The sequence below is a fragment of the Geobacter metallireducens GS-15 genome, assembly GCF_000012925.1.
Lineage (GTDB): Bacteria > Desulfobacterota > Desulfuromonadia > Geobacterales > Geobacteraceae > Geobacter > Geobacter metallireducens.
In genome coordinates this window covers 2243260-2257752 of record NC_007517.1, presented here as the reverse complement: position 1 = coordinate 2257752, position 14493 = coordinate 2243260, and the positions used below count along the sequence as shown (strand labels likewise).

13 protein-coding genes are annotated in these 14493 nt (G+C 49.4%); all 13 read left to right on the top strand.

Annotated features, from left to right (window positions below):
• Positions 1–2: 2 nt before the first annotated feature.
• The 13 genes from GMET_RS10185 to GMET_RS10125 all read left to right on the top strand — a co-directional run bounded on the left by GMET_RS10185 (position 3) and on the right by GMET_RS10125 (position 14441).
• Positions 3–1112, top strand: a complete 1110-nt coding sequence (locus GMET_RS10185) for a GNAT family N-acetyltransferase (protein WP_004512933.1) — start codon at positions 3–5, stop codon at positions 1110–1112.
• Positions 1102–2268, top strand: a complete 1167-nt coding sequence (locus GMET_RS10180; RefSeq protein ID WP_004512934.1) for an aminotransferase class V-fold PLP-dependent enzyme — start codon at positions 1102–1104, stop codon at positions 2266–2268. The genes GMET_RS10185 and GMET_RS10180 overlap by 11 nt, the downstream gene beginning before the upstream one ends.
• 80 nt (positions 2269–2348) lie before the next feature.
• Complete coding sequence (locus tag GMET_RS10175; protein ID WP_004512935.1) at positions 2349–2642, top strand: rhodanese-like domain-containing protein; 294 nt, start codon at positions 2349–2351, stop codon at positions 2640–2642.
• 189 nt (positions 2643–2831) lie between these two features.
• Complete coding sequence (locus tag GMET_RS10170; protein WP_004512936.1) at positions 2832–3743, top strand: glycosyltransferase family 2 protein; 912 nt, start codon at positions 2832–2834, stop codon at positions 3741–3743.
• Between the two features lie 28 nt (positions 3744–3771).
• The gene (locus GMET_RS10165; RefSeq protein WP_004512937.1) at positions 3772–4923 is read left to right on the top strand and encodes a polysaccharide deacetylase family protein; all 1152 of its coding nucleotides are present in this window, start codon (positions 3772–3774) and stop codon (positions 4921–4923) included.
• Between the two features lie 5 nt (positions 4924–4928).
• Positions 4929–6380 carry a lipopolysaccharide biosynthesis protein gene (locus GMET_RS10160; RefSeq protein WP_004512938.1) on the top strand — a complete coding sequence of 484 codons (1452 nt, stop codon included), beginning with the start codon at positions 4929–4931 and terminating at the stop codon, positions 6378–6380.
• 24 nt (positions 6381–6404) lie between these two features.
• On the top strand, positions 6405–7067 hold the full coding sequence (locus GMET_RS10155) for a class I SAM-dependent methyltransferase (RefSeq protein WP_004512939.1): 663 nt from the start codon (positions 6405–6407) through the stop codon (positions 7065–7067).
• Between the two features lie 60 nt (positions 7068–7127).
• Positions 7128–8045 (top strand): glycosyltransferase, encoded by a 918-nt coding sequence (locus GMET_RS18365; RefSeq protein ID WP_011365901.1) that lies wholly within the window; start codon positions 7128–7130, stop codon positions 8043–8045.
• 19 nt (positions 8046–8064) lie between these two features.
• Positions 8065–9486, top strand: coding sequence for an O-antigen ligase family protein (locus GMET_RS10145; RefSeq protein ID WP_238378903.1), 1422 nt, complete (start codon positions 8065–8067; stop codon positions 9484–9486).
• Positions 9483–10622: a glycosyltransferase family 2 protein gene (locus GMET_RS10140; protein ID WP_004512942.1), complete on the top strand. Its 1140-nt coding sequence runs from the start codon at positions 9483–9485 to the stop codon at positions 10620–10622. Before GMET_RS10145 ends, GMET_RS10140 begins: the two co-directional genes overlap by 4 nt.
• A gap of 162 nt (positions 10623–10784) precedes the next feature.
• On the top strand, positions 10785–12248 hold the full coding sequence (locus tag GMET_RS10135; protein WP_011365900.1) for a phenylacetate--CoA ligase family protein: 1464 nt from the start codon (positions 10785–10787) through the stop codon (positions 12246–12248).
• A 27-nt stretch (positions 12249–12275) separates the two neighbouring features.
• Positions 12276–13463: an aminotransferase class V-fold PLP-dependent enzyme gene (locus GMET_RS10130; RefSeq protein ID WP_004512944.1), complete on the top strand. Its 1188-nt coding sequence runs from the start codon at positions 12276–12278 to the stop codon at positions 13461–13463.
• 135 nt (positions 13464–13598) lie between these two features.
• The gene (locus tag GMET_RS10125; RefSeq protein ID WP_004512945.1) at positions 13599–14441 is read left to right on the top strand and encodes an XrtA system polysaccharide deacetylase; all 843 of its coding nucleotides are present in this window, start codon (positions 13599–13601) and stop codon (positions 14439–14441) included.
• The last annotated feature ends 52 nt before the right edge of the window (positions 14442–14493 follow it).

Here is a 14493-nt window from a genome sequence, read left to right as displayed (position 1 = left end):
ACGTGTCAGCAGAATATTCTGTAGTTATCATCGACAATTTAAGCGGATTCAGCAGGATCCAACAAGAATGGGATGCGCTGGCTTCACAGTACCACGACGAATATTTTTTCTTGAGTCATGGGTGGTATGGCCTGTGGCTGAACTATTTCCTCAAAGGTAGCAGACTGTGCATTGTAACCGTTTATAAAGGTGACAGACTGGTCGCCATTGCGCCTTTCCTCGGCAAAGTAGAGAGAATCAAGAGAATACCGGTAAGGAAACTGGAGAGCATAGGCAATGCCTATTCGCCCCTGAGATCTTTGATAATTGACAGATCAGAGAGCAAGCAAAGGCTTGGTGAGTTTCTATTCCAGGCGTTAAGAAAGGTACCCGGCTGGGATATCGCCCAGATTGGTCCGCTTTACGATGGGGAACTGTATTCCCAGGCTATGGATCTGCTGCATTATTCGGGATGCAATTGGCTCCATAAAGCTGTTGACTGCAACTGGCGACTCCCCTGTGAAGGTTTGGCCTATGAAGGGTATCTGAAATGCAGGGACAAGGGTGTGCGGCAGGAGATTAAACGAAGGAATAAAAAGCTCGGGGAACTGGGCTCTATAGAAATTAAGATAGTTAAAGGCCATGAAGCTGCCGCGTATATGGCGGATTACAGCGACGTTTATGAGAAAAGCTGGAAACAGGCCGAGCACCTGGGGCCCGGTTTTCATGTCGATCTTGGAGAGATTGCAGCGCGTGGCAACAACTTGCTGCTGGCCTTGATGTATCTTGATGGACAACCCATAGCGGCGCAGTATCGCATTTTGTGCGGAGACAAATGTTTTTTTCTGAAGACTGCCTATGACTCACGTTATAAGCGGTACAGCGTGGGACTGGTTCTCCTTAATCATGTATTGCAGTATTTGATGGATAGCGAACAGGTCAAAATGGTGGATTTTGGTCCCGGCAACGAAACCTACAAGTCTGATTGGGCAGAAATTAAGGGGAATTACACCAATTTTTATCTGTTTAACAAAACCATCAAGGGCGTTTTGGCCCATTTTGCCTACACAAAAGTCAACCCGATTGTGAAACGATTTGGCAAACGGCTTGAGGAAGAAGGGCATGAAGGTTAGCAGCAAGCCATCACTGACATGGGAAATTCTGACCTCCCGAGCCGATCGTCCCCGGCAGGAGGTGTTTCCCTTTAATACCGGCAGATGTGAGTATTTTTACTCTGCTCGGTATGCCCTTGCGGCAGCACTCGATGCTCTGAAGCTTTCTCCTCAGCAGTCGATTCTCATGCCCTCCTACAACTGCTGGGTTGAAGTTGAACCGGCTGTGCGTTCGGGCGCGAAGATTGACTGGTATAGGGTCAAGACCGATTTTTCAATAGATGAAGATGATCTTTTGGCTCGCATCCGGCCGGAGACGGCAGCGATCTTTGTCATCCACTACCTCGGGTTTCCTCAGCGCCTGGAGAACATTCACCGGATATGCACCGAGCGGGGGATTGTTCTTATCGAAGACTGCGCCCATGCGTTGCTTAGTAACGATGGCGACGTTCCTCTCGGCTTAACGGGTGACATGGCAATCTTCAGCATTCGAAAGACCGTTCCCATTCCCGATGGCGGCTGTCTGTTGATCAATAACCCGGCCTTCTCTGTCAATCGGCCTCGAAGGGTTCGCCCAAATCTATTCGCCACCTACTTCGTTGTTTCGGAAATGCTTGCGCGGGGATCAACTACTGAACCAAAACGTGTGAATCAGATGGCCTATTCGTGCAATTTCGCCTTTGCACGCCTGGCTCGAATGGGGCTTAGGGGAATTCACAAAATTTTTCAGGACCATGGAGATTATCTGGTTTATCCAAGCGGTAATCATTTCAATGAGCAGGTGAAGCATTGGATGATGTCGGACGTTTCATCCGCAATACTTCGTGGAACTGAATTTCAACGAATCAAGGAGCGCCGCAGAGCGAACTTTCTCCACCTGCTCGACAAGTTGATAATGAATGATCGCATAACGTTGCCGATACTTTCTCTTCCCGAAGGTGTTAGCCCATTGTTTTTCCCGGTGATCGTCCAGGATAGGGACAGAGTTTACCGTCAACTTAAAGATCAGGGATTGTCCGGACATGATTGGTGGGGGGATTTTCATCCGGCAGTCCCGTGGGATAAATACCCTGATGCTGTTTATCTGAAAACAAATGTATTTGGTTTTCCTGTTCACCAGGATCTTTCTAGGGAGAGTCTGGGAATAATGCTCGCGGAATTCAGTCAGTGCTTGTGATGCTCGGAAGGTAGGACGGTGAAATCGGTGCTTTTGGGTAACCATTTGATATTACAAAGAGAATCAACAGGAGGTTGAAAATGAATAGAACATTTGCGCTGGCGCTTCTTCTCCTCAGTATCATGATGACTGGAGGCACTTATGCCGAAGCAGGAGACGCAAAGGTTAATTACATTAGTGCCTTTGCCGCTCATACCAAATACAAAAATGATAATGCAATCCTTATAGATGTGATGCCTGTCGTTGATTACGAGAAATTCCATGCAGTAGGAGCAATAAACTTGCCTAATGATGGCCCTGCAGACATTGAAAGAATTAAGCAGATGGAACTACCGTTCACCAAAAAAGACGAAATAATTGTCTATTGTAGTTGAGCTGGCGAACAAGCAAGCGCTCGGGTAGCGCTCGTATTGATTGAAAGAGGTTTTACCAAAACATATGTAGTGCGCGGAGGGAGGCAGGCTGTTTTTGAGGCCGGCGTACCTTTTTTAGAGCGTAACAAAATTGTTTTCAGCAAAAGAAAGTACAGATAAGATTGAACACCATCGCTGTAAAGGATCAGTATGAACAAGGTCAGTGTTGTATTGCCAACGTATAATTGTGGCACGTATGTCGGTGTGGCTGTCGAATCTGTTTTGCAACAGACATACAGCAACTATGAGCTGATCATAGTAAATGACGGTTCAACCGATGAAACAGATCAGGCGCTGGCACCATACTTATGCAATAATGGTCATATCCGTTACATCAAGCAGGGAAACAAGGGGCATGCTGGTGCCAGAAATACGGGAATAAGGGCAGCCACAGGGGATGTTATCGCATTCATCGATTCCGATGACAAATGGTTGCCCGAGAAGCTGGGAGAACAGGTGCAAGCAATGGAAGAGGACCCTGAAGTAGGCCTGGTTCATTGCAACGTTTACGGTTTTGGCGAAAACCAGGAAGTGCAAGTGAGGGGGCCACTGTTGACTCAAGAGCAGCTTCAGGGGTATTCCGGCTATATTTTCGATAACCTGTATTTTAGAAAAATAATCATAACGACAACTACGGTTATGATCAGAAAGAGTTGCATCGATGATGTAGGTATGTTCGACGAGAACATGACGCGGTACGGATCGGAAGACAGAGAGTTGTTCCTGCGTATTCTGTGGAAATACAAAGCCAGATACGTAAACAAGCCTTTGGCCATGTACCGCAACAGGAGCGATTCAGAAGGCCAGAACTATGAAAGGATGATTAAGGGACAAGAGTATGTATATGAGAAGATAACCAGCCTGTATGGATTGCCCCAAAGCTCAAAAAGAGCTGTTATGTCGAAGATGTATCAGGAGTGGGCACGTGAATTCTATGCCAAGGGACGCTTTGCTGACGGACTCACCAATCAGGTCAAGGCAATCAGGGCGAATCCGATCGACATGAATGCCTATTTCGCTTTGAAGCGCTACGCCAGGTTTCTTTTCAGCAGGGCCACGTAGAGTTCGTGGATTCCCCTTCTTGAGCGTGATGATCCGGATGATTTGGCAGACATTGCGCGTTGGCGCGCTCTTTTCTATGACAACAACCGATAAAATACTGATTGCCGAGAAAGGCAGACCCGAATCAACAGTGATGAAAATCAAGAAAACAGTAAAACGCGGCATCTATTTGATCCTCTATCATCTCCATCTGTTCGACGCGGCATTGGTGGTGGTGTCATGGCTGCGAAAAGAGCACCCTTGCATTATTCTCCTCTATCATCGCATTGTTGATGATCAAACCGTTTACCTGGATAAGGGGCCGGTGGTTCATCACCATATTAGGGATTTCGAGCGAGAGATAGCGTGGCTGAAGAAGCGGTTTCGGGTCTTGAGCATGGATGAAGTAGTTGACACGATACGGGGCGGGAAATACTTTGCAAAACCTTCCGTCGCAATTACTTTCGATGATGGGTACCTGGATAACTACACCCTTGCGTACCCGGTTCTCAAGTCTCATGGTGTACCTGCAATGATCTACCTTGCAACTGGGCTTATCGGAACAAATGCCAGGACATGGCCGGACCAAATCGAAGCGGCGCTTCTCGCGTCGACAAAGCAGACACTGTCACTCCCTGGGTTGCTGCCTGATTGCGGTGCTCCGATCAAGTCAATAGAGGAAAAGCGGAGTTGCTGTATCCAGTTGTCGAGGGTTCTCAAGGGAATGCCCGATGCGGAAAGAAAAATACGATTGGTGAATATTTTTCGCGAACTGGACGTTACGCTGGCATCGCTCGAAAACTCCAACAAGAGAACAATGTTGAATTGGGATGAAGTTAAGGAGATGTCTGCCAACAAGATTAGTTTCGGCAGCCACAGTCATACGCACCCTATTTTGAGCCGTGTTCCACTTCACGAGGCTCAGGACGATATCAGGTATTCAAAGCAGGTCCTGGAAGTGCAACTTGGCGGTAAGGTACGACATTTTGCGTATCCCAACGGGAGAAAAGAAGATTTTTCCGAGGACTTGCGATCGTACTGCAAGAAAATAGGCTTCGATACGGTGGCAACCGTAGTGTTCGGAACCGTTGACGCTGGGGCTGACCCTTTTTCCCTTAAGCGGATTGGTGTGGTGAGCCCTGTCTGGAATATGGCTGGTGAGTTGACGCGAAAGTTTATTCGTCGCGCGGGGGATCGCTGATTTTCATGACTAGTTTGAAGAAAAAAACATTCGAGAATGTTGCCTATATAGGAGTTGCGCGGATTGTTGCGTTAGTTTTTCAATCAATTGCGAACATAATTCTGAGTAGGGCTCTCACCTCAAGCGACTATGGTTTGGTAGGTTTTGCTACAATTTTTGTGAATTTCTTTTCACAGTTTAGCGATTTAGGCTTGAACAGTGCCGTTGTCCATAGGAAGCAACTTGATGACACCGCACTGCACACGGGTTTCACCATGAAGCTTGGCATCGGCCTCTTCCTCTATATAATTGCTTTTTGTGCTTCTGGTCTGGCGGTATTTTTCTTTGATAACCCTGGTGTTGTTGGTGTAATCAAACTGTTAGCGCTCAATTTCATTATTAATAGTTTTTCTTTTATACCAACTACCATGCTTAAGCGTGAACTAGACTATAAAAAAATTGCATCAGCAACCGTCTGTCAGACAATGGTCAACTCGTCGCTGGCTATGATTTTGGCTCTGGCAGGATTCAAGTATTGGAGCATAGTTATTGCTAATATTTGTGCGACTCTTGCAATGATATTGACACTAAACTATTTGAAACCGGTAAAAATTAAGTTTGCGTTCGATAGAGAGTCTGCACGCCAGTTCATGAGCTATGGAACAAGTCTTTCGCTGACAGGATTTATTGTTTTTACGATATTTAACGTTGACAACTTCATCATTGGTGCAGTTAAGGGCTCTACGGAGCTTGGCTATTACATGATTGCTTTTAACTGGGGATCTATCATCTGCGTGATTCTTGGTACTGTGGTCAATAGTGTGCTTTTCCCAACCTTCTCGCGCATGGAGCAGGATCGGGGGCGGATTAAAAGATCATATTTTAGAGTTTTGGAGTATGTAAGTTTTGTAGGTATTTTGGCTAACGTTACCCTACTTCTCATTTCGAGAGATTTTTTGGTCCATGTGCTGGGCCATGGAACAGATAAATGGTTACCTGCGCTTCAGAGTTTAAGAATATTGTGCGCTTATGGCATTGTTCGCTTTCTACTCGAACCGTTGGGCAACGTACTAATGGCCCTTGATATGAACAAGGTTCTTCTCAAAACAACGGCTCTTTCGGCAATCATTGAAGTCGTCCTTATCTATCCGATGTTGAAATTTTATGGAATAGAGGGTGTTTCGTTGCTAATAACCGCTACTTATCTTGTGCAGTATGGGATCTATTATCCGATAGTTAAAAAAACCACAGACATACAATTTAGCGAATTTGTATCAGCAACGAAAGATGCATTCCTTTCGGCGTCAGTAATTATTGCGCTATCCTTATTTCTTAGAGATTATTTTTCTGCTGAGTCGGTGATGGGAGTAGTTGCAAAAGTTATAGTAATTGCATTTATTTATTTTGTACTCCATGGTCTTCTTAATAAATGGAAGTTGGTTCGTGAAGCGCGTGAAATGCTACTCGGTGTTAGGTGACGCTGACCGATATTAGGAGTTTTAATGGAAAATTTACTCGGTTCTAATCATAAACCAGCTAATTACTATAACAGCAGTAGGTTAGAAATGCTGAGGTTCATGCCAGATAACGTCAATAAGATACTTGATGTTGGTTGCGGAGCAGGTGAGTTTGGCCACGCCCTAAAGTCACAAAGGCCGGTTGAGGTCTGGGGGGTTGAACTCAGTCATGAAGCTGCTAAGGAAGCTCAAACAAAATTGGACAAAGTAATTGTGGGAAGCATTGAAGCTGGGCCTCTGTCGTTACCGGAATTATATTTTGATTGTATAGTGTTTAATGATGTCCTCGAGCATTTGGTTGACCCGTGGGCTATTTTGGTTGGAATTAAGGCATTCATGCAACCAGATTGCCGCGTTGTCGCTTCTATTCCGAACGTGAGATATTACGATAACATAAAACAACTCATTAAATACAAACAGTGGAAATACAATGACGAAGGCATTTTAGACAAGACTCACCTAAGATTTTTTACGAACGAAAGTATCAAAGATTTATTCGATATGTGTGGATATAAAATCATTAGTATGAAAGGAATAGGCGAAACCCAGTTTCCGTGGAAATTCAGGATGATAAATCAGCTGTTGGGCAATACTTTCGATGATATGAAATATAGGCAATTTGCGTGTGTTGGGATGCAAAAAGATTAGTTAGTTTATTCTGTTTGTGTACAGCTAACTCGGGCTAATCGAACTTGGGCATTTGATTTTATGGTAAAAGTTACAATTATAATACCAACTTATAACCCTAGAGAACATCTAATTGATACTCTGTTATCTGTAAGAACGCAAAATTTTACTAATATTGAGGTTTTAATTGTTGATGACGGCTCAACGGTTGATGTGTCAACACTGATTAAGCCATACATCACAGCAGATAATATTCGTTGTATACGGAGGAAAAACGGTGGAACCGCGGCGGCTAGGAATACCGGCATCACCAATTCAACGGGAGAGTACATTGCTTTTCTGGACCATGACGACATCTGGTTGCCCGATAAAGTTGCACTCCAGGTTGAGGCCTTGGATCGGAATCTATCCTGTGGACTGACTTATTGTAATTTTCAAATTCTCGATGAGCAGACTGGCAGCTTGATCAACCCTCATCGCCAAGGGGAGGGGGGCTGCATGTTTGAAAAGTTTCTTTACAGAAATTATATAACAACAGCCTCACAGATCATGGTTCGGAGATCATGTTTCGACCAGCTCGGTTTGTTCGACGAATCGCTTCCCATAGTTGATGATTACGATTTTTATCTGCGCCTGAGCAGATGTTACGACATTCATTATGACCCCCGGGTCTTGACTCACTGGAGAAGCCATCAGTTCAACACCAGTAAGAATTATGAGAAAACGCAACTGGGAAGGATCAAAGTCAAGGAAACTGCCTTAAACCGTTGGGCTCTTTCGGATAACCAAAAGAAAATACTTTTCAAAGGCTTACGCAGGGATTACTACGAATTGGCCTATTACTATCTTAATTCAGAGAAGTACAGCGACGCACGTAATTATTTCAGAAAGGCCGTCCCGTATAGACCAGTTAAGAGTATTGTTTATTATCTTTCTACATGCGTGCCTGGCCTTTCTTATCTCAATATGAAGGCTTTAAAGAATGATTTTTTGAAATGAAACGAAATCTTGTTGAGTATTGCCGATTTCTGTATTTGTTTCAGAGAGACAAAGGTATTTCATGCTTGGTTTAGGTCTCAGTGAAATAGTTCCGTATGTGGTCTATGGACTGGCAGGCCCAGTGATTATTGCTTCTGCCGTTAATCGGAGTGCAATAGGATTGCTCTTCCTGGTGCCGCTAATACCGCTCTACGTCATTCTCGACAAGGTTCTGAAGTCGGAACTGCCGCTGGCTAACAACGTTATTGATTTCACTATTATCGCAATGCTCTTGGGTATTTGTATTCAGAAGCGTGACGACGAAGTGCCGGCACTTGGCCCAAGTCCGCTCCTGAAACCTCTTGCGATATTCGCAGGGTATTCCTTTATCAGCCTGTTGATAGGATCGGCGAGTTTTGACGGCTTGACGGGTGAGATAAACCTTCTCAGGCTTGCTCACTGGAAAAACTACATGATTATGCCGCTCCTCTACCTGATTACCTATTACGCTTTGCGCGAGAGGGCGTGGCAGAATAAGTTGTTCACGTTTCTTTTTGGGGCATTTCTAGTGGCGGACATCCGCTTCCAGCAATCCTTTAAGTGGGTGAAGCATACCCGTTACCAAGGGTCCAAAAGCCGGGTGAGCGGACTTGCCAATCTTGGGCCCAATGAGATGGGAGCTTTCCACGCTATTCATATGCTTTTTGTCCTTGGCCTTTTTATCATCGACAAGAATGTCAAACGCCGCATCGCCTATGTGTTCTTCATGATAGGGAGCACTTATTGCGCTCTTTATTCTTACTCACGGGGGGCTTACGTAGCTATTCTCCTTACCGCCATTTTTATCGCATTCGTCAAGGAACGCAGGTTGCTCATTGTCATTGTCGCATTCCTCATAACCTGGAAAGCGATCCTTCCTTCATCGGTTGTGGACAGGATTGAGAATACCATCGTTGAGGACGGCGCTCGTACTGATGTCGTTGAGGTCGGCGGCATGCAGCTCGAAACGGCAAAGAGGACCGAAATCTGGGAAAAGGCTTTGGGGTATTTCTACGAGAACCCCATAACCGGCAAAGGATACAATACATACCAGTATCTTACCGGTTGGGATACCCATAACGTGTACATTAAATTCATGGCAGAGGAGGGAGTCATTGGCCTCTCTCTGTATATCTGGCTGTATGTTCTTGCTCTTCGCAGTGGCTGGAAGCTTTACAAAAATGGTGATGAAGAGATCATAAAGGCATTCGGGTTTGGTTTCGTCTGTGCCGTGATTGCATCGATTGTCTCGAATTTTTTCGGCGACCGATGGACGTATCTTCAACTTGGCGGCATCTACTGGGTGCTCTGGGCACTGGTTGACCAGCACAACGCTCGGATTGCGGCTTCTGTGACTGACGTCGTGGCTGTTCCCGCTGCCCCTGAAATGGACCATTTCCCGAACAGTAGGATTGCGTCATGAGTGAATGGATTTTCTGGTTGCTGGTTGTCACGATTTTCTATACCTACTTCGGCTACGCGCTGCTGATCCCCCTCATCGGCCTGTTTGTGAAACGGCCTCTGGACCGGCGCGACATAACGCCTCGTGTAACCTTCCTGATCACCGCCTACAACGAGGAGAAGAATATCCGCAAGAAGCTGACGGAAGTACTTGCGCTCGACTATCCCTGGGAACAGCTTGAGGTGATGGTGGCTTCCGATGGCTCCACCGACCGCACTGACGACATCGTGCGCGAGTTCCGCGATCAGGGGGTGGTTCTGAAGCGGGTCGAGGGGAGGGTTGGGAAGACCGCCACCCAGAATGAGGCGGTTAAGGCGGCCACCGGCGATGTCATCATCTTCTCCGACGCCACGACCGTCTACGAGAAGGACGCCATCCGCAAGCTGGTCCGCAACTACAACGACCCTGAAGTGGGGGCCGTGAGCGGCCGCTACGAGTACGTGAACCCCACGGGGGCACCGGTGGGGACCGGCTCGATCCTTTTCTGGAAGTACGAGAACTTCATCAAAAGCATGCAGACCCGGATCAGGACCATCTCGGGGTGCTGCGGTTGCATCTACTCGGTGCGCAAGGCGGCCTATGTGCCGCTTCCCGGCGACATCATCAGCGATCTGGTGGAGCCCCTCATGGTGATCCGGGGCGGGTACCGTGTTGTCTTCGAGCAGGAGGCAGTGGCCTACGAAGAGACCACCGAGAAGTCCCACGAGGAGTTCCGGATGCGCATCCGGGTCATCACCCGGGCCATGCGGGGCATCCTCTTCGCCCGGGGGCTTCTGAACCCTTTTCGTTTTCCGTTTGTTGCCTTTCAGCTCTTTTCCCACAAAGTGCTCCGGTGGCTGATTCCGTTCTTCCTGATCGGGCTGCTGGTCGCTAATGCATTTCTGCTCGATAGGCAGTTCTACGTGATTACCTTTGTGCTTCAGGTGGCGTTCTATCTGCTGGCGTTGTTTGGTCTCGGGGCTGACCGGGTGGGTAAGAAGTTCAAGCCCGCCGCGGTGCCGCTCTATTTCTGCATCGTGAATACGGCGTCGCTTATTGCTTTTTTCAAAACCCTTGCTGGGCAGAAGATGGTTACGTGGGAGACGGTGCGCAAGTGACTTGAACACACGAATAAAGGCAAATAAGAACTAATCACGAAAGCACGAAAGGTCGAAAGCACGAAAAAAGGCACAAACTCTCCGAACCTTACTTTGTTTTTCGGGTTTCAATTTCGTGCTTTCGTGATCAAAGCCTTTATGAAGTAGAAAAGGAGTAGAGCCATGCAGGTATACCCTCTGATCATGAACAAGCTCGTCATGCCGGCCGCATCGCGGTTTACGGACCTCAAAATATGGGACGAGTACAAGGTGATGCTGAAATCGGAACGGCTGAGCCTTGAACAGCTGCGCCAGATGCAGTTGACGAAGCTTCAGACGATTGTCCGCCATGCCTACGAGAATGTCCCGTTTTACCGGCAGCGGTTCGATTCGATCGGGCTGCATCCCGAAGATATCAAGTCCATTGAGGACATCGAGCGGATTCCGCCGACCACCAAGGACGACATCATGGCCAACTTCCCCGAGGGGATTACGGCCGGGGGGATGGACCGCAACCGCTGGAAGTATGTGGCCAGTTCAGGCACGACGCGCAAGATCATGGGTATCCACGATTTTCGCAAGTCGACCCTCAACTGGGCCGCGGGGATCAGGGCCCACCGTCTTGCCGGCAACCACAGGATGGGGATGAAGTGGATGGAGATTCCTCCTCACATGTGCACCACCATCTGCGGGATCAATGACGGGCCCAAGGGTGAGAAACTCTCCACGAAGAAGCTGGTTTCACTGGTTAAGGAAGGTGATTTCGGCGGTGCGGGGAGGCATGTGTACGAGGGGCTCTACAGCATGCGTCATGACCTGTACAAGCGGGTGACGCTCCCTTCCTTCGGTCCGGAGGGGACCAATATCCCGGAAAGCGACATTGTTTCCTATCTGGATTCTATCCGGAGCTATCAGCCACACCTGCTGGAGGGGCTTCCTCTCTATTTGTACACGTTTGCCAAGTACATTCTCGACAAGGGGATTTCCGCTCCCCGCGTCGGTGTCATCAAGCCCTTCGGCGGTTCGTTGACCCCGTACATGAAACAGATTATCGCCACGGCGTTCGGGTGCGAGGTGTATGACACTTACGGCTGCAGCGAGTTGGGTTTCATGGCCGCTGATTGTCCGAAGCACGAAGGGGTCCATCTCTTCATGGATCTCTACCATGTGGAGGTCCGTCATGGTGATCGGGCCGCAGCACCGGGGGAACTGGGCAAGTTCTACGTGACTGATCTGGAAAACAGGGCCATGCCGTGGATCAGATACGAGATCGGGGATGTTGGCCGCTACTTCGAGGATGACCACGGATGCGGCCGGAGAGGGATCCGGCTGGAAGTGGAGGGAAGGGTGCAGGACACCTTGGTCAACTCCCAGGGGAGGTTTTTCACCAGCGACGAGGTGTTCGATTTTTTCCATCGGCGTGAAGAGATCGACAACTTCCAGCTAACGGAGAAATCGGCCGGCCGGTATGAGCTGCTGTGTGTTCCGGTTGAAGGTAAAGAGGTCGACCGGGAGGGGATTGCCAGGGATTTCCGGGAATTCTTCGATACTGAGGCGAATGTAAAGGCATACGCGGTAAAGACCATCAAGGCCGAGGATGGCGGGAAGTTCCGGTTTATCAAGGCAAAGGGGCACGACAGGCTGTAATGCTGAAGTAGTGAAGGAGATTTTTCGATGGACATTCAGAAAATCAGGGGAGATTTCCCCATCTTTGAGAGGCGCATCAACGGGAAGCCGATAGTCTATTTCGACAGCGCCGCCACGACCCAGAAGCCTCGCCAGGTGATCGATACGCTTTCGAACTACTACGCGAACCACTGCGCCAATATCCACCGCGGGGTGCACACCCTTTCCCAGGAGTCGTCGGAGCTCTATGAGGAAGCGCGCCGGACCGTTGCCCGTTTCATCAATGCCGACGAGCGGGAAATCGTCTTTGTCAGGAACACGACCGAAGCGATCAATCTGGTAAGCACCTGCCTGAAGGGGGAGGGGCAGATTCTGTCCACCGTTACCGAGCACCACTCGAATCTCCTTCCGTGGGGACGTTCACGGAAGGTAGACTATGTGGATATCGACGCCCAGGGGCGGATAGATGTGGCGGATCTGAAGGAAAAATTGCTGAAACCGACGCTCCTGGTCGCGGTGACCCACGTCTCCAACGTACTTGGTCTGGTCAATCCGGTGGAAGAGGTGATAGCCGAGGCGCGGAAAAACGGGGCGCTGACACTGGTTGATGCGGCCCAGTCGGCGCCGCACATGGAGATCGACGTCAAGGCGATGGGATGCGATTTCCTGGTTTTCAGCGGGCACAAGATGCTGGCGCCCTCGGGTATCGGCGTCCTCTATGTGCGGGAAGAGCTCTATGAGCGGATGGAACCGTATCTCATGGGGGGGAGCACCATCAAGGAGGCCCACCTGGGAAGTTATGTTCCTGAGGAACCCCCCACCTGCTATGAGGCGGGAACGCCCAACATCGAGGGTGCTATTGCGCTGGCCAGCGCCATCGACTACCTGAACGACATCGGCATGGACAACGTGCTGGCCCACGACAAGGCCTTGATGGCGTTGGCCCTGGAGAGGATGAAGGCCATCGACAATGTAGAACTATACGGCAGCCTCGATCCCACGGACCGGCTCTCCGTCATCACCTTCAATGTCAAGGGGATGGGGTGCCACGGCGTGGCCAAGGTGCTGAACCTGCGGGAGAACATCATGATCCGCTCGGGCTTCCACTGCGCTCAACCGCTCCATGACCGGCTCGGCATCGGGCCGACGGCGCGGATGTCCTTCTATATCTACAATACGCCTGAAGAGATCGAGCTTGCGGCGGAGCTTCTCGGGAAGATTGCGGAGTTTATGTGAATCAAGAACAAACATCTCACGAAAGCACGAAAGGTTGAAAGTACGAAAAGAGGCATAAAACACAAAGAGGCTAAAGGTCTTGGGGTTTATTTTCGTGTTTTCTCAATTTCGTGTTTTCGTGGTGAAAGAATTTGAATGCTAAACGCCCTTAGTTTCGACATAGAGGACTGGTTCCAGGTGGAGAACCTTAAGGGGGCCATTGCCGCCGACAGCTGGGATACGTGCGACCTGCGGGTGGTGAACAATACCCGCAAAATTTTGGACTTGTTGCGGCGCCACCAGACCCGGGCAACATTCTTCATTCTCGGATGGGTTGCGGAGCGGTGCCCCGATCTCGTGCGGGAGATTGCCGATGCAGGGCACGAGATCGCCAGCCACGGCTATGGGCATGAACTGGTCTACACCCAGACCCCTGAGGAGTTCCGCCGGGATCTTCGGCGCTCGAAGGAGATTCTTGAGGGGCTCACAGGAATGGCAGTGCGGGGGTACCGGGCGCCGTCGTTTTCCGTTAATCCGGAAACGCCCTGGGCTCTCGACGTGCTGGTTGACGAGGGGTTCACCTACGACTCCAGCGTGTTCCCCACCTCGTTCCATGACCGGTACGGCTTCAGCGGCTCATCGCTCTCTCCGTTCCGCTTCGACAACGGGTTGGTGGAGGTGCCCCTGTCTACGGTAAGGTTCGGCGGCAAGAACATTCCCGCTGCCGGCGGGGGCTATTTCCGCCTCTTCCCCTATCCGTTCTTCCGCTATCTGGCAAAACGGATCAACGGCGAGGGGAGGGCGCTTGTGTTCTATCTCCACCCCTGGGAGTTGGACCCGGAACAGCCGCGAATTCCGATTCGGCACGATTACCGGTTCAGGCACTATGTGAACCTGTGCAAGACAGGCAGGCGTCTGGACCGCCTTCTGGGTGATTTCAGGTTCGGGGCGATGGGGGAGCTTGTGGCAAGGGTTGGCGGCAAGGTTGCGGAGGCGTAGCAGAATCCCCATGGGTGATGCATCCGGTCAGCAGAAAGCTTGTGATCGTCCG